At 71.3% G+C, this 18,674-nt stretch carries 13 protein-coding genes and 1 pseudogene; 5 read left to right on the plus strand and 9 right to left on the minus strand.

Translation table 11 applies throughout. From position 1 onward, the window contains the following. Window positions 1-42: 42 nt before the first annotated feature. Window positions 43-1,410 carry a diaminobutyrate--2-oxoglutarate transaminase family protein gene (locus tag OG622_RS14440; protein ID WP_371584092.1) on the minus strand — a complete coding sequence of 456 codons (1,368 nt, stop codon included), beginning with the start codon at window positions 1,408-1,410 and terminating at the stop codon, window positions 43-45. A gap of 503 nt (window positions 1,411-1,913) precedes the next feature. Between OG622_RS14440 and OG622_RS14445 the strand changes: the two genes are divergently transcribed. Continuing rightward, window positions 1,914-3,143 carry a serine protease gene (locus OG622_RS14445; protein WP_371576401.1) on the plus strand — a complete coding sequence of 410 codons (1,230 nt, stop codon included), beginning with the start codon at window positions 1,914-1,916 and terminating at the stop codon, window positions 3,141-3,143. A gap of 93 nt (window positions 3,144-3,236) precedes the next feature. Beyond that, a pseudogene (locus tag OG622_RS14450) lies at window positions 3,237-3,679 on the plus strand (hypothetical protein); the annotation flags it as partial. Window positions 3,680-3,697: 18 nt separating this feature from the next. On the opposite strand, the gene OG622_RS14455 reads toward OG622_RS14450, so the two are convergent. The 3 genes from OG622_RS14455 to OG622_RS14465 form a co-directional block, all read right to left on the minus strand. Continuing rightward, window positions 3,698-4,969: a DegT/DnrJ/EryC1/StrS family aminotransferase gene (locus OG622_RS14455; protein ID WP_371576402.1), complete on the minus strand. Its 1,272-nt coding sequence runs from the start codon at window positions 4,967-4,969 to the stop codon at window positions 3,698-3,700. Continuing rightward, window positions 4,962-6,344, minus strand: a complete 1,383-nt coding sequence (locus tag OG622_RS14460) for a Gfo/Idh/MocA family protein (protein WP_371576404.1) — start codon at window positions 6,342-6,344, stop codon at window positions 4,962-4,964. The genes OG622_RS14455 and OG622_RS14460 overlap by 8 nt, the downstream gene beginning before the upstream one ends. Window positions 6,345-6,623: 279 nt before the next feature. Next, window positions 6,624-7,562: a LysR family transcriptional regulator gene (locus OG622_RS14465; protein WP_371576406.1), complete on the minus strand. Its 939-nt coding sequence runs from the start codon at window positions 7,560-7,562 to the stop codon at window positions 6,624-6,626. 178 nt (window positions 7,563-7,740) lie between these two features. On the opposite strand from OG622_RS14465, the gene OG622_RS14470 reads away from it, so the two are divergent. Genes OG622_RS14470 through OG622_RS14480 form a run of 3 tightly spaced genes read left to right on the plus strand, consistent with a single transcriptional unit; the run spans window position 7,741 to window position 11,175 of the window. Continuing rightward, the gene (locus tag OG622_RS14470) at window positions 7,741-9,105 is read left to right on the plus strand and encodes a (5-formylfuran-3-yl)methyl phosphate synthase (RefSeq protein WP_371576407.1); all 1,365 of its coding nucleotides are present in this window, start codon (window positions 7,741-7,743) and stop codon (window positions 9,103-9,105) included. A gap of 40 nt (window positions 9,106-9,145) precedes the next feature. Continuing rightward, on the plus strand, window positions 9,146-10,060 hold the full coding sequence (locus OG622_RS14475; RefSeq protein ID WP_371576408.1) for a hypothetical protein: 915 nt from the start codon (window positions 9,146-9,148) through the stop codon (window positions 10,058-10,060). Between the two features lie 11 nt (window positions 10,061-10,071). Further along, complete coding sequence (locus tag OG622_RS14480; RefSeq protein ID WP_371576410.1) at window positions 10,072-11,175, plus strand: hypothetical protein; 1,104 nt, start codon at window positions 10,072-10,074, stop codon at window positions 11,173-11,175. Between the two features lie 168 nt (window positions 11,176-11,343). Here the strand turns inward: OG622_RS14480 and hflX are convergent, their stop codons facing one another. The 5 genes from hflX to OG622_RS14505 form a co-directional block, all read right to left on the minus strand. Then, the gene (gene hflX / locus OG622_RS14485) at window positions 11,344-12,840 is read right to left on the minus strand and encodes a GTPase HflX (protein WP_371576411.1); all 1,497 of its coding nucleotides are present in this window, start codon (window positions 12,838-12,840) and stop codon (window positions 11,344-11,346) included. A gap of 180 nt (window positions 12,841-13,020) precedes the next feature. Then, a complete protein-coding gene (locus OG622_RS14490) occupies window positions 13,021-14,499 on the minus strand; it encodes a M1 family metallopeptidase (protein WP_371576413.1) in 1,479 nt (492 codons plus the stop codon). Between the two features lie 151 nt (window positions 14,500-14,650). Continuing rightward, window positions 14,651-16,804, minus strand: a complete 2,154-nt coding sequence (locus OG622_RS14495) for a bifunctional (p)ppGpp synthetase/guanosine-3',5'-bis(diphosphate) 3'-pyrophosphohydrolase (RefSeq protein ID WP_371576415.1) — start codon at window positions 16,802-16,804, stop codon at window positions 14,651-14,653. Window positions 16,805-17,102: 298 nt separating this feature from the next. After that, complete coding sequence (gene dapF / locus OG622_RS14500) at window positions 17,103-17,972, minus strand: diaminopimelate epimerase (protein ID WP_371576417.1); 870 nt, start codon at window positions 17,970-17,972, stop codon at window positions 17,103-17,105. A gap of 134 nt (window positions 17,973-18,106) precedes the next feature. Next, on the minus strand, window positions 18,107-18,637 hold the full coding sequence (locus OG622_RS14505; RefSeq protein WP_371576419.1) for a hypothetical protein: 531 nt from the start codon (window positions 18,635-18,637) through the stop codon (window positions 18,107-18,109). Window positions 18,638-18,674 lie beyond the last annotated feature (37 nt).

An 18,674-nucleotide genomic window follows, 5' to 3' on the forward strand; every position in this document is an offset into this window, starting at 1 on the left:
GGTGGGGGTCGTTTCGGGTGGCTGCTCGGGTCGGCTCGGCGGTCAGCCGCCGGGCGGGCGTCCGAATCCTCCGGTTCGCCCGGGCGTCGGGCTCACCGATCCTCGGGTTTCGGCGGTGGCCGCTACCGAGGCGATCGCGTCCGTCAGGCGGTCGAGTACGGCGTTCGTCTGTTCGTCGGTGATCGTCAGGGGTGGGAGGAGGCGGACGACGCCGGCGTGGCGGCCGCCGAGTTCGACGATCAGGCCGCGGCGGAGGCACTCGCGCTGGACCGCGGTGGCGAGGGAGGGCGCCGGTGGGCGTGGACCCGTGTCCTCGGAGGGAGGCGGTGCGTCCGGGGTGACCATTTCGATGCCGATCATCAGCCCCCGTCCCCGTACGTCGCCGACGCAGGCGAACTGGTTTGTGAGGCCGCGGAGTTGGGTGAGCATGCGGGTGCCCAGGGCTGCGGCACGTTCGGCGAGGCCGTTCTCGCGGACGTGGGCGAGGGTGGCGGTGCCGGCGGCCATGGCGAGCTGGTTGCCGCGGAAGGTGCCCGCGTGGGCGCCGGGTCGCCAGACGTCGAGGTCCTCGCGGTAGACCACGACGGCCAGCGGCAGGCTGCCGCCGATGGCCTTGGACATGACCATCACATCGGGGACGACGCCGCTGTGCTCGACGGCCCAGAACCGACCGGTGCGGCCCACGCCCGTCTGCACCTCGTCGGCGATCAGCGGGATCGAGCGCGCGGCGGTGATCTCACGCATCCGCCGCAGCCAGCCGTCCGGGGCGGGGATGACGCCGCCCTCGCCCTGAACGGGTTCGAGGATCATGCCGGCGGGCAGCGGTACGCCGGACTTGGCGTCGTCGAGGACGGACTCGGTCCAGCGGGCGGCGAGTTCGGCGCCGCGCTCACCGCCGACGCCGAAGGGGCAGCGGTAGTCCTGCGGGTACGGCAGACGTGCCACCCGTACGTCGTAGGCGCCGCCGGACGCTTCCAGTGCCCCGGCGGTCATGCCGTGACAGGCGCCGGTGAAAGCGAGCATTCCGGTGCGTCCGGTCGCCGCCCGGACCAGTTTGAAAGCGGCCTCGACCGCGTCCGTACCGGCGGGTCCGCAGAATTGGACGCGTGCGCGGTCCGCGAGTCCTGGCGGAAGGGTGCGGAACAATTCGGTGGTGAAGGCGTCCTTGACGGGGGTGGCCAGGTCGAGGACGTGCAGCGGAGCGCCCGAGTCCAGTACCTTGCGGACCGCTTCGAGGACGACCGGGTGGTTGTGGCCGAGGGCCAGGGTGCCCGCGCCGGACAGACAGTCGAGGTAGCGGCGGCCGTCGGCACCCTCGATGGTCAGCCCGCGAGCTCGGACGGGCACGATGGGCAGGGCGCGCGCGTAGGTGCGCGCCGCCGGCTCTCGGGCGGCCTGCCGCCGCAGGATCCCCTCGTGCGCCGCGCGTGCCCCGTCGCGTTCCCGTCGTGTGCGCGCCGGTTCGTCCTCGTGTCCCGAACGGGCTCGCTCGGGCTCACGCTCCAATCGCGCCACCGTAGAGTCGGTCACCGCCACGACTGCACTTCCTCCCGCTGTTCAGAGGCGAGTTGGCAGGGGTCACCGAGCACCGGCCGGTCCCCCCGCACGTACCAACGACGCGACTCGCACGGGGAAGCGGGTGAGACGAAGATCCTTGCCGTGACGGAACCGTTGCCGTTCCATCGGATGTCCCCCACAACGACCGCATAGTGTGTGGTGCCGTTCCGAAGGACGCGGCTCGGCGGATCCGAACCAAGCCGCGCGTACGACGGCTACGTACGAAGAATCAGGTGTACGGAGCCGCGCGATGCCGTGTCGGATACGTACAAGGAGGCGGTGGGCGCGCGGAGGAACCGTGCGCGATCCGCTTCGGCAGCACAGAGTTCTCTTACGCCCCAGGGGGAGTCCAGACCATGCGACCCATACGACCGCTCTTCACCGCCCGTCGTGGGAGGAGCACACGCCGCAGAACCTCCCCCGTTCTGGCCGCGGTCGGCCTTGCCACGGTTCTGTCGTTGACCGCAACGGCGTGCGGCTCGGGTGACACCACGGCGAACGCCGACGCGTCGGCGTCCGCGCAGGACAGCGCCGGCTCGGGCGACGGCAAGATCCGGATTCCGGACGACATCAAGGACAAGCTCAAGGAACACGGGATCGACCTCGACAAGTGGCGGGGCGGGGCCTGGAAGAACTGGGACAAGGACGACTGGCTGCGCGAGGCCGAGGACTACGTCAACCCGATCATCGAGGACCTGTGGGACCCGGACCGGATGCGGGACGCCGAGGAGCCGGAGAAGGAGGTCGACGAGAGCGACCTCACCGGTGACCAGGGCGTGACCGACCCGACGCCTCGGTCCGTCGACGCCGAGGCGGTGTCGACGGAGTACCACGCGAACGCGCCCGAGGCGGGCAAGGTGTTCTTCGACGCGCCCGAGGGCACGATGGTCTGCTCGGCGACCGTGGTCCAGGACCCGGCCAACCCGGGCAAGTCCAACATCGTGTGGACGGCCGGCCACTGTGTGCACGCCGGCAAGTCGGGCGGCTGGTACCGCAATATCGCCTTCGTGCCCTCGTACAACGACAGCGGTATGTCGGCGTCGGAGTTGCAGACCGCCACCAAGGAACAGGTCGCTCCGTACGGCGTCTGGTGGGGTGACTGGGCGCAGACCTCGGACCAGTGGATCGAGCAGGGCGGCCAGACGGGCGGTGACGGAGCGCCGTACGACTTCGCGGTGATCCATGTGACGCCGGAGGAGGGCAGCGGGGGCAAGTCGTTGGAGGAGATGGTCGGTTCGGCGCTGCCGGTGGACTTCGACGCGCCTGCCGTGACGCAGGTGCAGAGCATCACGGCGACGGGCTACCCGGCCGGGGCCCCGTACGACGGCGAGACGATGTACCAGTGCGCGGACAAGCCGGGGCGGCTCTCGCTCGTCGAGGCCGATCCGACGATGTACCGCATCGGCTGCAGCATGACCGGTGGTTCGTCCGGCGGTGGCTGGGTGGCGAAGGGTTCGGACGGTCAGCCCGCGCTGGTGTCCAACACCTCCATCGGACCGGTGAGCGCCGGCTGGCTGGCCGGGCCCCGGCTGGGCAAGGAGGCCGAGGGCGTGTACCAGGCGGTGAGTGACAAGTTCGCGCGGTGACGCCTGGCAGGCGGTGACGACGACGGGCGGCGCGTGGAAAAGTGTGCCGCGCGCCCTCCGTCCGCCCCCAGGCGCCACCACCTGTGGCTCAGCCACTGTGTGCACACCGGTGGCGGGGGCGGCTGGTACCGCGACATCGTCTTCGTCCCGGCCTTCAACGAACCGGGCAAGTCCGAAGAGGAGATCGTCGGGAGGGCCCTGGGCGTGGACTGCTCCGCGCCGTCCGCGTCCGAGGCGACGGGTGCCTCGGGTTACCCGGCGGCACCGCCGTGCAACGGGCTGACCATGTTCCGGTATGTCGACGAGCCGGGGCGGTTCTCCCTCGATCCGTCCCTGTCGACGGTGTACCGCATCGGCCGCACCCTCACCGGCGGTGCCTCCGGCGGCGGCTGGTTCCGCAGGGTCGGCACCGAGCCCCGGCTCGTGTCGGACACGTCGATCGGCCCGGCCGACGGCACCTGGCTCGCGGGACCGCAGGTGGGCGAGGGGCCAGGGCCTTGTACGAGGAGATGAGCTGCTCGTACGGCTGTCGGTGAGCGTGGCCGAGGGCGCTGTCATGCTGCCGCCTTCCTTCGTCCGGCGGCCCAGTCGCGCAGTTGCCCGGCGTGGCGGGTCAGCCGGTCGAGTGCCCGGGGCAGGTCTTCCTCGGCGCCGGGGCGGAGCATCGCGGTGTGCGGGAGGATCACGGAGGAGTCGTACAGGCGGGCGCAGTGCGGGAGTCGGGCGCGGCGGGGGTCGATGGCCTCCCAGTACTCCTGGGACAGGCGGTGCCGGGGCTTGCTGTGCGGCAGGTAGGCGGGCGAGGTGTCGAGGGGGCGGTGGCAGGCCTCGACGGGGACGCGGAGTTCGGCGGCGAGAGCGGCACGGACGGCCGCGACGGGGATGTCGCGCGGGAGGGCCGTGTCGGGGTCGTACGACAGGGCCAGGGCTTGTCCGGGTGGTCGCTCGACCTGGGGGAGCAGTCGGGCGGGGCGCAGGAAGCCGGAGGCGAGCGCCGCTTCGCGCCAGCGGCGGCTGACGGTTTCCCGTCGTTCGCGTTGTGCCGCGAACCGGTCGCACTGGGCGAGCAGGATCGCCCCCTGCCATTCCGTCATCCGGTGGTTGCCGCTCTGGAGGGGCCGCCAGCCGAGTGGTGAGCCCTCCGGTCGGCGTCCGCAGTCACGCAGGCCGGCCAGACGGCCGGCGAGCAGGGGGTCGGCGGTGGCCACGCAGCCGCCCTCGCCCGCGGTGAGTGTGCTGTTCATCCCGAAGCTGAAGCAGGACAGGGTGCCGATGGAGCCGGCGCCGTAGCGCTGCCAGCGGGCGCCGGGCGCGTGGGCGCAGTCCTCGATCAGCGCGAGGCCGTACCGGGCGGAGAGTGCGGCCAGGCCCATGAGGTCGGGCATCGTCCCGTAGAGGTGGACGGCTACGACCGCGCGGGTCCGTTCCGTCACGGCGGACTCCACGGTGGCCGGGTCCAGACACCAGGTGTCGGGGTCTACGTCGACCAGAACGGGTACGGCGTTGGCGTCCAGGACCGCGCCGGCCGTTCCGGGCCGGGTGAGGCCGGGGACGATGACCTCGTCGCCGGGGCCCAGGCCCAGGGCCTCGCAGGCGAGTTGGAGGGCGGCGGTGCCGTTGCTGACGGTCAGGACGCGGTCGAGGCCCTGCAGTTCGGCGAAACGTGACTCGAAGCGGGTGCAGCGGGTGCCGCCGTGCAGCGACCACAGGCCGTCGTCGAGGACTTCGCGCAGCATGCGGGCTTCCTGCGGTCCGCGCTGAGGCCAGCAGGGTGGTTCGGCGGCCACGGGGTCACCGCCGAAGAGCGCGAGAGAGGTCTCAGGCACGGCTCGCCTCCTGGACGAGGTCGTCGACAGTGGTGGGGACCGTCTCGCTGAGGTCCGACTGCCCGCGGACGTCCAACTGCCCGCGGATGTCCAACTGCCCGAGGACGAACGACTGTTGGCAGCCCTCCCCCTGTCCGCGCGCGTCCGACTCTCCTCGTACGGCGGTGTCGTGGGCGGAGCGTTGGAGCCGGTCGACGATTTCCTGGACGTGGATGGCTTCGGCGGCGGTGACGGGCGCGGGGCCCCGGCCGAGGCAGGCGTCGACGAACGCGGCGATCTGCCGTCGGCGGGCGAGTCGGAGGTCCCAGGGCTTTCCGGGCAGGGGCAGCCGCGAGTGGCCCGGGGCGGGCAGGTCGGGGTGGGACAGCAGCAGCGGGAAGACCTCCAGACCTCCCCGGTCCCCGAGCAGCCGTACCCGGACGGTCTCCTCGTCGGCCGGACGGGCGGCGTACGAGGTGGTGATGCTCAGGGACATGCCGTCGCGGCAGCGGACAAGGGTGGTGGCCCTGTCCCGGACCTGGGAGGTCCCCTTCGCGATGACGAGGCCGTGGGGGGCACAGAGCGTTTCGACGACCTCGGGGAAGCCCGTGATCCACATGGCCAGGTCCAGCAGGTGAATGCCGGTATCGGTGAGGGGACCGCACGCGCCCCTGGCCCGGTGCGGATCATGCGGGTCGGCGGTGGCCAGGGGCCGGTCGAAAGCTCCCTCGGCCCCTCGGAACCCGCCGCCGGGATCACCGTCCGCACGGAACCCGTCGCACGGATCACCGTCCGCCCGGAACCCACCGCAGGGCTCGTCGGCGGCCCGGGACCGCCGGGGTTCGTCGGCGCCCCGGGGCCGGTCACGGGGCCCGTCGCCGCCAACGGCCCGGTCGTGGTGGCGGCCCCCGGCCGGCGTCTCGTGGCAGCCCCTGACGGTGAGTTGGATGTCGTGGATCTCGCCGATCTCGCCGGCGTCGACGATGCCGCGGGCGGTGCGTGTCTCGGTGAGGTGGCGATAGGGGAAGGCGACGGTCAGGACGCGGTGTTCGGCCGTGGCGATCGCGGCCAGGCGGGCCAGGTCCGCGGCGTCGGTGGCTGCGGGAGGCTCGCAGAGCACGTGACAGCCGGCCCGGAGGGCGGTCGTCGCGAGCGGGGCGTGCGGGTGGGGCGCGGCGCAGACGCTGACGAGGTCCACGTCCGTGGTGGCGAGCATCTCCTCCAGGGACGTGAAGACCTCGCGTACGCCGAACCGGCGGGCCAGGGACCGGGCTCGGTCGTAGTCGGGGTCGACGACCGCGGCCAGGTTCACGCGAGGGTCGGCGGCATGGGCGGAGGCATGGTCGGTGGAGGCGATACGTCCGCAGCCGACAACGGCTGCGCGGAGATTCACCACGGTGAATGCCCTTCGGCGATGCGGCGGCCGGTGACCGTGGGGCCGGTGGCTCGGCGGCCCGGCCGGGAGGCTGGTCCTTTCTCCCGAATGCTCGCAACGCCGAACCGGCAGCGTCCAATAGATTCGTCCATGCCTGGATGGAATGTTTGCCGTCGAGTCGACGGGGACTAGGAAGAAACCATTCGGCGCCTTTCGCGCCCACTGATTCGACGGGTGAATTCGAGGGTCGTTTCGACCGGCCAGAACAATCCGGGAGGCACTGCCGGAGTTCCGGCTCGGTCACGGGCCGACCCCTCCGTCCCCCGCCCTCGCGTCCCCCGCCCCCGCCCCCGCGACCGTCTCCGCGCAGGCCGTGACGAAGTCGGCGACCACCTCACGGTGGTCGGCCGCACGCCAGGCCACGGCGACCTCCGTGGGCGTGATCCTGTCGATCGGGCGGCAGACGACACCGGGGCGGGGGTAGAACCGCGCGGTCGAGGCACCCGTGAGGCAGACCCCGAAGTTGTTGGCGATGGCCTCCATCCACTCGTCCGTGCTGTTCACCTCCGCGCCGATGACCACGGGATGACCGTCGCGGTGGTCGAGCGCCAGCCAGTAGTCGCGCCAGACCCCGGACTCCACGGGCACGGCGACGAACGGCTCGTCCAGCAGTTGTTCGAAGCGCACCACGTCCTGCCCGGCCAGCGGATGTCCGGAGGCCATGAGGACCCAGCGGTCCTCGGACAGCAACACCTGCGTACGGATGCTCGACGGACCGTGCGGCAGCGGCAGCCTCACCAGGGCCACATCCACGTCGCCGCCCGCCAGCCCGGCGGTGGGGTCGATCCACGGCGCCTGGGTCATCACGACCCGCCAGTCCGGCCGGATCATGCCGAACGTCGCGAGGATCCGCGGGGTGAGCTCGCTGGCCGCGTTGGCGATGAACCCGACCCGCAGCGTCCGCTCCTCCGTCGCCGCCGCCTCCTGGGCCGCACCGAGCACGCCCTGCCAGTCGGCCAGGATGCGGCGCACTCCGGGCAGCAGCGCCCTCCCGGCGGCGGTCAGGGTCACGGAACGGCTGGAGCGCTTCAGCAACGGCAGCCGAAGGGATCGCTCCAGTTGTTCGATCTGTTTGGAAAGCGCGGGCTGCGTAATGTGCAGGCGCTGCGCCGCACGGGTGAAGTGAAGTTCTTCCGCGACCGCGACGAATGATCGCAGCAAGCGCAGATCCACATCCATGCCGAGAGGTTATCAACGAATCTATTGGACACGGCGCGCCCCGTACTGCGACATTCGAATGGCCATCGCGGACGGCTAATGAACCGGCCGCCGTCCAGGACGGCACAGGGGCCGGGAAATGGCAAATCCGTGCGAGTCCGCGCGATCCGACGCAGCGATCCGATACCGGGGTTTTCTCATGACCGATGACCGGACGACGAACCGCAAACTGCTCGTCAGTGTCTTCAATCCGCAGGAGGCACGCGAGGCCGTTCTCGGGGGCGGCAGAATCATCGACAGCGAGGATCCGCGCAGCGCCCTCGGCAATATCAAGCCGCAGCAGATCATGGCGATCAGCGACGCGGTCCTCGGATTCCGGCGCGATCTGGAGGTCCAGCTCTCCACCAACATCGGCGAGGACCAGCTGCTCTTCGACCGTTCCGGTACCGGGGCGGCGATCCAGAAGTCCGCGTACGAGATCGCCGGCAAGGCCTCCCAGGCCGCGCTCGGGGTGGCGGTGTCCATGGGGACCCGTGTGCACCCCTGCGGCATCGTGAAGGTGGGCCTGGACGGCATGGAGACCGGCCTGCTCACCGATGTGCTGCGCGAGTGCGTGCAGACCCTGCGGCGCACCGAGGGCTTCTCGCACACCCAGGTGATGTCGGTGCTGTTCGCCCAGGACCTCGATCTGTGGGAGGAGCGTCGCTCGGTGCGCGCGATCCGCCAGGCCCTGGTCGGACTGCGCGAGTTCCACCCCTGTGAGCCCGGCGCGGAGCACGGCTTCGACCTCACCGCATACGCGGCCGGGACGTTGCGGGACGAGGACGGGAAGCTCCTGTTCACCGACCCCGGTCAGGTGGACCTGGAGTCGCTGGTCGACCACGGCGTCCTGCCCGAGGGCACCCGGCACACGACGGTCGCCCTCAACGAGCTGTTCCCGCACGCCCGTTACGGCATCACCGGGGACCGCTCCGCCCGCCGCACCGACCGCGAGGCGATCGCCCGCATGGTCGACGCGACCGTCCGGGCCGGCGCGGGCGCGATGATGCTCGACACCAGCGTCCTGCTGAAGGTGGCCCGGGTCGGACTCGTCGCCACCGAACGCAGCCCGGACATGACCGACTTCAACTCCCTGGACGTCGACGAGACGACCGGTCTGAAGCGGCGGGGCATCCTCGGCCTCGACGACATCCGGTTCTTCGTCGACTACTGCCACCACCGCGGCATCGAGGCCAACCTCGCCGGCTCCGTCACCAGCTACCAGGCCCAGCAGCTCTGGCGGCTCGTCCCGGAGATCGACCAGATCTCCACCCGGGGCGCCGCCTCGGCCGTGGCCCAGAACCCGCACCGGCCCGAGGGCGAGGGCGAGGACTCCCGGCGCGACCGGGTGATCGTCCGGAGCCTGGTCCGCGGTCTGGCCCCGCCGGAGCAGGGCGGCCACCTCTGGCTGCCGCAGGAGATGAAACCGCGGTCCGGGGAGGCTGTGCGGGAGGTACTGGACCGCTTCCCGGGGCTGACCGGGCACTGGGCGGACAGGTACGGCCGCCTGACGCCGTTCGGCTGACGACCGACACCGAACAACGAAGCAGAGGAGCGTGACCCCCATGTCCGATCTGATCCCGCCCGTCGCCCCCGGCCCCCGTGTGCCCGTGCTGCCCGCCGGGCGGACCGAGGCCCGGGTCCGGACCGAGCTCGACAGATCGGTCCGGGACTGGGGCATTCCCAGCAACCTGTTCCGGACGATGGCGTGGCTGCCGGGGCTCGCGCTCACCGAGGTCGAGTACGCCAACTCGTTCATCTTCGACGCCCCTCGGTACGCGCCCGCGCCCCGGCCTCCCGGGGACCCGGACGGACAGGACATCCTGTTCCCGCAGGGCGGTTTCGTGGACCGGGTGACCAAGGAACTGGTCATCAACCTGGTGAGCCTGCTCAACCGCAGCCGGTACTCCCTCACCCACCACAGCTTCATCGGCTACGGCGTGCTGAGCGGCCGGTTGCCGCACGTGGACCCGGCGCAGCGGGCGGCGCGCGCCGAGGAGATGCTGCTGCGGCTGGTGGACTCGACGGGGCGCCCGGACTGGGAGGACCGGACCTTCGCCTGGAACGGGGTCGTCGAACCCCTCTACACCGTGCCGCAGCAGCACTGCCTGCGGCTGGCGGAAGCGATCCAGCGGGACCCGCACTCGGTCACCGACCGGCAGTTCGCCGATCTGCGCGAGGTCCTGCGCGGGGTGGCCGCGGAGAACATCGCGAAGGGACCGCTCGCGGAGGTCCCGGGCACCGGGACGGAGGCCTATCTGGCCGCCTGGGTCAACGCGATGACCGTCGAACTGACCTGGTGCATCGTGCACTTCGACGGCCTGCTCAACTCCTGGTTCACCGTGCTGCGCGTGATGGACGAGACGGGCGCCGAGGACGAGCTGGGCGGGGACTTCGTCGCCGCCTACAACGCGGAGGTCCCGGACCGGATCAAGGTACGCAACAACAACCTGCTCGGCCCGACGGGCTGGGGAAGGTGAGGACGGACCCCATGCCCGAGAACCCGATCCTGACCACCACCACCGAGACGACCAGCGCCAAGACGCCTGCCGCCGCGAGCCCGACCACCAGCGCCGCTGCCCCTGCCCCTGCCCCTGCCCCCGGGAGATCCACCCCTTTCACCCGCGCGGTCGTGCCCACCGAGACCGGTTTCCCGGTCACCGGCGGACCGGACATCCGCTTCGAGTGGCACACGGGTGACTGGTTCGACGTCTTCGAGAAGCATGTCGCCCTCATCCAGTCGGACATCGCCCGCGCCCAGGCCGAGGACCGTGTCATCGTCTATCTGAGCTGCCCGATCAGCTCGCGGGGCGGCGGTCACTTCCGGACCAACACCGAGATCGCGAACTTCGTGGCCCGTCGGCTGGCGTCCGAATGGGGCGAGCGGTTCTTCGTCGTCAACCCGGCCGCGTATCAGCTGGAGTCGAAGGAGGGCACGGGACTGGTCGCACGGCACATCGCCGAACTCGCCCGGGAGACCGGCCGGCCGCTGAACCTGGACGACCTCATGGCCACCGCCCGGCCGACCGGCGGAGACTACATGCGCATGTGGACCCGGGTCCTGGCCGAGGACCACTACCTCACGGATCTGCCCGGCCCGCCCGGTCAGCCCTCACGCCACAAGCTTCAGCTCGGCGGTCTCTTCGACGCGTTCTACTTCCTCGGCCCCGACGACATGCACGGCTTCTTCCGCGCGGACTCGGGCGGCGGCGGTGCGCTGGTGGCCGCGGTGGAGGCGTACTTCGCCCGCAAGTACGCCGTCGACCCCGACTTCTGGACCGACTTCGGCACCGTCCCCGGACCGGCCGGCAACCGCCGCCCCCTGGATCTCACCGACCGCGACGACGCGAGGGTGTGGGAGGCCAGGCGCAAGGAGTTCGTCCGCTTCTACACCGTGCGCGCGGGCGGCTCGTACAGCCTCGGCTGCCACGACGAGTGGAACATCTTCGTCCGGCTGAACAGGGCACGTGCCGGGCACCCGGCCTACGGCCCCGGCGAGCTGATCGCCGCCTACTACGGCGGACGCGCCCGCTCGATGGCCGAGAGCGAACTGGAGACCTCCCCCGGTTACGAGGTCACGGAGAAGACCGCGTAGCGCGGGGGACGGACGGGGGGTGTGCGGGGGCACCAAGCGGCCGGTGCCCCCGCACATACCGAAGGCCCGCCCCTCGGCGGAGAGGGCGGGCCTTCGGGACGTACGACTGCGTCAGAGGCATCAGACGTGCCGGTCGAGCATCGAACGTACGGGCGATTCAGTCGACCGTCAGGCCGTCGCCGCCGGAACGTACGGTGCCAGATCGGCCGCCAGCTCCTCGTGCACCCGGGCCTTGAGCAGGGTGCCCTCCGGGGTGTGCTCCTCGGAGATCACCTCGCCCTCGGTGTGGGCGCGGGCGACGAGCTTGCCGTGGGTGTACGGCACGAGCGCCTCGATCTCGACCGAGGGGCGCGGCAGTTCGTTGTCGATCAGGGCAAGCAGTTCATCGATGCCCTGGCCGGAACGGGCCGAGACCGCGATGGAGCGCTTCTCGATCCGCAGCAGCCGCTGCAGCGTCAGCGGGTCGGCCGCGTCCGCCTTGTTGATCACCACGATCTCGGGCACCTTGGTCGCGCCCACGTCACGGATGACCTCGCGCACGGCGGCCAACTGCTCCTCCGGCGCGGGGTGCGAACCGTCGACCACGTGCAGGATCAGGTCGGCGTCGCCGACCTCCTCCATCGTGGAGCGGAACGCCTCGACGAGGTGGTGCGGCAGGTGACGTACGAAGCCGACGGTGTCCGCCAGCGTGTACAGCCGCCCGCTCGGGGTCTCGGCCCGGCGCACGGTCGGGTCGAGGGTCGCGAACAGGGAGTTCTCGACCAGCACGCCCGCGCCCGTGAGGCGGTTGAGCAGCGAGGACTTGCCGGCGTTGGTGTAACCGGCGATGGCGACCGAGGGCACCTTGTTCCTGCGGCGCTCCTGGCGCTTGATCTCGCGGCCGGTCTTCATCTCCGCGATCTCCCGGCGCATCTTCGCCATCTTCTCGCGGATCCGCCGCCGGTCCGTCTCGATCTTGGTCTCACCGGGACCACGGGTGGCCAGGCCGCCGCCCTTGCCACCGCCCATCTGCCGGGACAGCGACTGACCCCAGCCTCGCAGCCTCGGCAGCATGTACTGCATCTGCGCGAGCGCGACCTGTGCCTTGCCCTCCCGGGACTTGGCGTGCTGGGCGAAGATGTCGAGGATCAGGGCCGTACGGTCGATGACCTTGACCTTGACGACGTCTTCGAGGTGGATCAGCTGGCCAGGGCTCAGTTCACCGTCGCAGATGACGGTGTCCGCGCCCGATTCGAGGACGACGTCCCGCAGCTCGTTGGCCTTGCCGGAGCCGATGTAGGTGGCCGCGTCCGGCTTGTCGCGGCGCTGGATCACGCCGTCGAGCACGAGCGCTCCCGCGGTCTCCGCGAGGGCGGCCAGCTCGGCCAGCGAGTTCTCCGCGTCCCGCGCGGTTCCCGTGGTCCAGACACCGACGAGTACGACGCGCTCCAGACGGAGCTGGCGGTACTCGACCTCGGTGACGTCCTCGAGTTCGGTGGAGAGGCCCGCCACACGGCGCAGGGCCGCACGGTCGGAGCGGTCGAACTGGTCGCCGTCCCGCTCTCCGTCGATCTCGAAGCTCCAGGCGACGTCCTCTTCCATCAGGGCATCGGCCCGAAGATTCTCGGGGTCGTTCTGCGCGAAGGCGCTCTGTGCGGCCTGGGAAGGGGAAGAAGAGGAGGTCATTGGGTCCTTACGTCGAGAGGGATAACGAAGGTCGACGGATCACGATCCGTCACTGGCGACAACGCCCGGGGCGTCCGGGAGATTCCCGCCGCCGACTCGAAGATGGTCGCACGGGACGCCCCGTCTCGTCACCCGGGTTATTCCCGTTCGCACCGGGGCCACACCCCGGTGGATCACCGGCTACCGCTTCTCCGAGGCCTCCACCGGCGCCGACTTCCAGTCGGGGTGCCCCGGCATCGGCGGTGTCCGCACCTCGTACAGCCAGGCGTGGAAGAAGCCGCCCAGCTTGCGGCCGGCGATCGCGGAGGCGAGCTCCTGGAAGTCCGCGGTCGAGGCGACGCCGTCCCGGTGGACGGCGACCCAGGCCCGCTGGAGCCGGGCGAAGGCGGGGCCGCCGATCTCCTCGCGCAGGGCGTACAGGAAGAGCGCGGCCCCGTCGTAGACGTTCGCCCGGAAGATGCCGATCTTCTGGCCGTTCCTGGGCTCCTTCGGTGCCGCAGGCGGTCCCCCGGCGGTCCGCCAGCGGTCGGAGGCGCCGTACGCGGCCTTCATGCGCGCCTCCACGGTCCTGCCCGCGGTCTCCTCGGCGTACAGGGCCTCGTACCAGGTGGCGTGCCCTTCGTTCAGCCACAGGTCGGACCACGTGCGGGGGCTGACGCTGTTGCCGAACCACTGGTGCGACAACTCGTGCACCATGATCGACTCGACGTACCACTTGGGGTACTCGGGCCGGACGAACAACTCCCTCTCGAAGAGGGAGAGGGTCTGTGTCTCCAGCTCGAACCCGGTCTGCGCCTCGGCGATCAGCACACCGTACGTCTCGAAGGGGTACCGGCCGACCTTGCCCTCCATCCACTCGATCTGGGCGGGGGTCTTCCTGAGCCAGGGTTCGAGCTTCTCGCGGTCCTTCGCGGGCACCACGTCGCGTACGGGGAGGCGGTGCGGTCCGGTGCGGTGGAGGACCGCGGAACGGCCGATGGAGACCTGGGCCAGTTCGGTAGCCATGGGGTGCTGGGTACGGTAGGTCCAGGTGGTGGTTCCGGGAGCACGGTCCCTACCGACGGCGAGGCCGTTGGAGACGGCCGTGTACCCGTCCGGCACGGTGACGCGGACGGTGAACATGGCCTTGTCGGAGGGATGGTCGTTGCAGGGGAACACCACGTGCGCCGCGTCGGCCTGGTTGGCCATGGCGAGCCCGTCGGCGGTCTGCAGCCAGCCGCCCTCCTTGTCCCCCGTGTACACCGGGTCACTGGTGTGCCGCACGGTGATGCGGGTCCGGCTGCCCCGAGGGAGCGGCTCCCTGGGTGTGATCACCAGGTCCTCCCCCGCGCTCGTGAAGGCGGCGGACTCCCCGTCGACCTCCACGGAGCCGACCTTTCCGTGCGAGAAGTCGAGGTTGAGCCGTTCCAGACGGGAGGTCGTCCGGGCGTCGATCGAGGTGACGGCGGTGAGCGGCTCGCGGTTTCTGCCGGGGTAGGTGAACGCGAGGTCGTACGACTCCACGTCGTATCCCGGGTTGCCGAGGTGCGGGAAGAGCCGGTCGCCGATGCCGAGGGGCACGGCGGGTGCGGGGGCGCTCGCGGCGATCAGACAGACGGAGACGGCGGAGGCGAGCAGCGCGGCCTGGACGCGGCTCCTGGGGCGTGGGGTGAGCGGCATGGACCACCGCTACCAGCGCGCCCGTGCTCCGCGCTGCCGACGCGCAGCGGTCCCACCCGAACGAGCGGCCCGCCGTCTGCCGGGCCGCCTCCACCCGTTGGGGTCACCGCGCGGCCGGCCACCGAGATCGGTGCACGGCCGGCCGCCGGGGTCAGTGGGCGGCCGCCGCCTGGTGCTGGGCCCGGCCCACGTCGTACACGCCCGGCACGTTCCGCATGGCCCGCATCAGGGCCGGGAGGTGGGCGGCGTCCGGGAGCTGCAGCGTGTAGGTGTGACGGACGCGCTGCTGGGTCGGGGGCTCGACGGTGGCGGAGACGACGGCGACGCCTTCGAGGGCGATGGCCTCGGTGAGGTCGGCGAGCAGGTGGGGCCGCTGGAAGGACTCGGCGACGAGGGTGACCCGGAACTCGGTGGTGTCTCCCCAGCGCACCTCGATCTCCGGGCGCCCCAGGCCCTTCATGCGCGTCACCGTGACGCATTCGACGCGGTGCACGGTCACCACTCCCCCGCGGACGGCGAAGCCGGTGACCTCGTCGGGCGGTACGGGCGTACAGCAGCCGGCGAGGCGTACGGTCGCCTCGGGCCTGTCGACGACGACCACGGCGCCGACGGTGTCGGAGGTGGCGGCGGGTTCGTCCATGGCGGGGCGGAGGGGCGGTGTCCCGTCCTTGCGTGCGCCGTCCCGTTCCGCGTGCTCCTCGTCGGCGACGGGCGAGGGGTGGGTGGCGAGCCAGCGCTGGATGGCGATGCGCGCGCCGGGCGTGTGGGCGTGGTCCAGCCACTCTCTGGAGGGCTCGGAGGCCGGGTCCTGGCCCATGAGGAGCTGGACGGTGTCGCCGTCCTTCAGGACGGTGCTCAGTCTCGCCAGGCGGCCGTTGACGCGGGCGCCGATGCAGGCGTGCGCGTCCTCGCCGTACTGCGCGTACGCCGCGTCCACGCAACTGGAGCCCTCGGGGAGCCCCAACGTGCCCCCGTCGGGCCGGAAGACGGTGATCTCGCGGTCCTGGGCGAGGTCCTCGCGCAGGGTCGACCAGAACATGTCCGCGTCCGGTGCAGCCTCCTGCCAGTCGAGGAGCCGGGAGAGCCAGCCGGGGCGGGTGGGGTCGATGCGCTCGCCCTCTCCGTCGGCCTGCTCCTCCGCGGGAGCGGCGTAGGGATTGCCCAGCGCGATGACGCCGGCCTCGGCGACCTTGTGCATCTGGTGGGTGCGGATGAGGACTTCGGCGACCTGGCCGTCGCTCCTGGCGACGGCCGTGTGCAGTGACTGGTACAGGTTGAACTTCGGTACGGCGATGAAGTCCTTGAACTCCGAGACCACGGGGGTGAGGCAGGTGTGCAGTTCGCCGAGGACCGCGTAGCAGTCGGCGTCCTCGTTGACGAGGACCAGGAGCCGGCCGAAGTCGGAGCCGCGCAGCTGTCCGCGCTTTCGGGAGACCCGGTGCAGGGAGACGAAGTGGCGTGGCCTTATGAGGACTTCTGCCTGGATGCCGGCCTCGCGCAGGACCCCACGCACCTCGTCGGAGATCTCGGCGAGCGGGTCGCTCTCCCGCGCCTCGTTCTCCGCGATGAGTTCGCGGGTGTGCGCGTACTCCTCGGGGTGGAGGATCGCGAAGACGAGGTCCTCCAGCTCGGTCTTGAGCGCCTGGACACCGAGCCGTTCGGCGAGCGGGATCAGGACGTCCTTGGTGACCTTGGCGATGCGTTCCTGCTTCTCGGGGCGCATCACGCCGAGGGTGCGCATGTTGTGCAGCCGGTCGGCGAGTTTGATCGACATCACGCGGACGTCGTTGCCGGTGGCGACGAGCATCTTGCGGAAGGTCTCGGGCTCGGCGGCGGCTCCGTAGTCGACCTTCTCCAACTTGGTGACGCCGTCGACGAGATACCGCACCTCCTCGCCGAACTCCTCGCGCACCTGATCGAGGGTCACATCCGTGTCCTCGACGGTGTCGTGGAGCAGAGAGGCCGTCAAGGTCGTTGTCTCCGCGCCCAGTTCGGCGAGGATGAGGGTCACGGCGAGCGGGTGTGTGATGTACGGCTCACCGCTCTTGCGCATCTGACCGCGGTGCGAGGACTCGGCGAGGACGTAGGCCCGGCGCAGCGCCTCCGGGTCGGCGTCGGGATGGTGGGCGCGGTGCGCCTCGGCGACATGGCTGATCGCGTCGGGCAGCCGGTCGCGAGTCGCCGGGCCCAGGAGTGCGGCGCGGCCCAGACGGCGCAGGTCGATACGGGGTCGGCCCTTCCTGCGGTGCGCTGGCGGCGGCGCAGGGGCGGGCGATACGGCGGGGTTCGTGGCCTCCGCGCTCATGGGCACCTCCGGCTGCGTGGACCGGCGGACGGGTGCCCCATGGCGTGCGGCGGCTCAGGGGATCGTGTCGTTCCCCCGTCCGTGCCGGTGCTTGATGCTACCGACCCCATCACGCCCGTCCGACCGCCTCTCGCCGAGCGTGAAACGGATCACCCATTCGAGGGAAGGTGCCGAGGTGCGCGGTTTCGAGTCAGCTCATCCGGGGTGCGCCATGGATTCGCGCCTCTGCACGCATGGTGGGCTTGGATGTACACGGCGGCCGCGCTCCGGACACCGCCAAGTCAAGCCCTACCACACCTCAACGCGCCGCGCTTTCAAGCCACTTGGCGTCGATCTCCCCCTCGGCGACGATCACCGCGGGGCCGGTCATCTCGATCTCGCCGTCGGGCCGTTCGGTGATCACCAGCGTGCCGCCGGGTACGTCGACGGTGTACGTCGCCGGGGTGCCCGTGACGGCCGGGTCGGCGCCGTCCCTGCGGGCGGCGGCCACGGCGACGGCGCATGCGCCGGTGCCGCAGGAGCGGGTCTCGCCGGAGCCGCGCTCGTGGACGCGCATCGCCACGTGCCGGGGACCGCAGTCGACGACGAACTCGACGTTCACACCGTCCGGGTAGGCGGCGGCCGGGCTGAAGGGCGGCGGGGAGAGCAGGTCGCCCGCCTGCGCGAGGTCGGCCACGAAGGCGACCGCGTGCGGGTTGCCCATGTTCACGTTGCGCGCGGGCCAGCTGTGCTCGCCGACGCTCACCGTGACGTCCCCTTCGGGGAGGCGGGCGCTGCCCATGCCTACCGTGACGTCACCGTCCTTGTCGATGTGGACCCTCTTCACGCCTCCGCGCGTGGCGACCGCGAGGTCGCCCTCGGCGACATGACCGGCGTGCAGGAGGTAGCGGGCGAAGACCCGGACGCCGTTTCCGCACATCTCGGCGATCGACCCGTCGCCGTTGCGGTAGTCCATGAACCACTCCGCCTCGGCCGCCAGCCCCTTCGCCTCGGGGTGCGCGGCGGACCGTACGACGTGGAGCACACCGTCGCCCCCGATGCCGGCGCGGCGGTCGCACAGGGCGGCGACGGCGGCCGGGGAGAGGTCGAGGGCGTTCTCGGGATCCGGGACGATCACGAAGTCGTTCTCGGTCCCGTGGCCCTTGAGGAAGGCGATCCGCGTGCTCATTCCTCGATCGTACGGGAGCGCTCCGCGGGGAAGGCCGACGGAGGGTGCGGGGGTCGGCGCGGGTCGATCGTGGCTGGTCGCGCCCGGTGGCGGAGCCGTATGCCGATACGGCCCCGCGCCCCGTGCGGGGCGCTCTAGCGGAGCCGCGCCACCCGCCACACGGCCAGGACGACCACCGCGGCGACGATCAGGACGTAGAGCAGGGCCATCCGCCAGTCCGGGCGGCGGCCGGAGCCGCGGGCGGGCAGGCCGGGCCACGTGTAACCGACGCGGCGGGCGGCCATCATGCCCCAGCCGGCCGAGGTGGCGCAGATCAGCAGGCCGAGCATGGCGACCACGGCGCCGCCGTCACCGAACTCGAAGGCGAGCGGGAAGGCGAACATCAGGGAGCCGACCGCGGCGAGGCCCACGATGGGCGCGAGCTGCCAGAGCCGCAGTCTGCGCTGGGGGCGCAGCTCGACCTCGACCTCCGGCCCGGACATCTCGTCCGGTTCCGGTCCGTCGTCGCTCACACCACCGGGAGTCTGGTCCTCCGGACCGTCGGGGCTCAGCGGGTCGTCGTCGGGATCCAGTGCGTACCCCTCGGTAACCAGCTGCTCCGCGTCCTCCGCGGTGCCGTGCTCCGCGCCTTGTGCGGTGTCGCGAGGGCCGGCCTCCATCGCCACGCGCCCTCCCAACTCGGACTCCACTTGGTCGATCGAA

Source organism: Streptomyces sp. NBC_01314 (assembly GCF_041435215.1).
Lineage (GTDB): Bacteria > Actinomycetota > Actinomycetes > Streptomycetales > Streptomycetaceae > Streptomyces.

What these genes read in the sequence shown, in the direction of transcription:
- OG622_RS14445 (WP_371576401.1), top strand. Translation starts at nt 1,914, where the DNA reads ATGCGACCCATACGACCGCTCTTCACCGCCCGTCGTGGGAGGAGCACA.
- OG622_RS14465 (WP_371576406.1), bottom strand. Translation starts at nt 7,562, where the DNA reads ATGGATGTGGATCTGCGCTTGCTGCGATCATTCGTCGCGGTCGCGGAA.
- OG622_RS14470 (WP_371576407.1), top strand. Translation starts at nt 7,741, where the DNA reads ATGACCGATGACCGGACGACGAACCGCAAACTGCTCGTCAGTGTCTTC.
- OG622_RS14475 (WP_371576408.1), top strand. Translation starts at nt 9,146, where the DNA reads ATGTCCGATCTGATCCCGCCCGTCGCCCCCGGCCCCCGTGTGCCCGTG.
- OG622_RS14480 (WP_371576410.1), top strand. Translation starts at nt 10,072, where the DNA reads ATGCCCGAGAACCCGATCCTGACCACCACCACCGAGACGACCAGCGCC.
- hflX (WP_371576411.1), bottom strand. Translation starts at nt 12,840, where the DNA reads ATGACCTCCTCTTCTTCCCCTTCCCAGGCCGCACAGAGCGCCTTCGCG.
- OG622_RS14490 (WP_371576413.1), bottom strand. Translation starts at nt 14,499, where the DNA reads ATGCCGCTCACCCCACGCCCCAGGAGCCGCGTCCAGGCCGCGCTGCTC.
- OG622_RS14495 (WP_371576415.1), bottom strand. Translation starts at nt 16,804, where the DNA reads ATGAGCGCGGAGGCCACGAACCCCGCCGTATCGCCCGCCCCTGCGCCG.
- dapF (WP_371576417.1), bottom strand. Translation starts at nt 17,972, where the DNA reads ATGAGCACGCGGATCGCCTTCCTCAAGGGCCACGGGACCGAGAACGAC.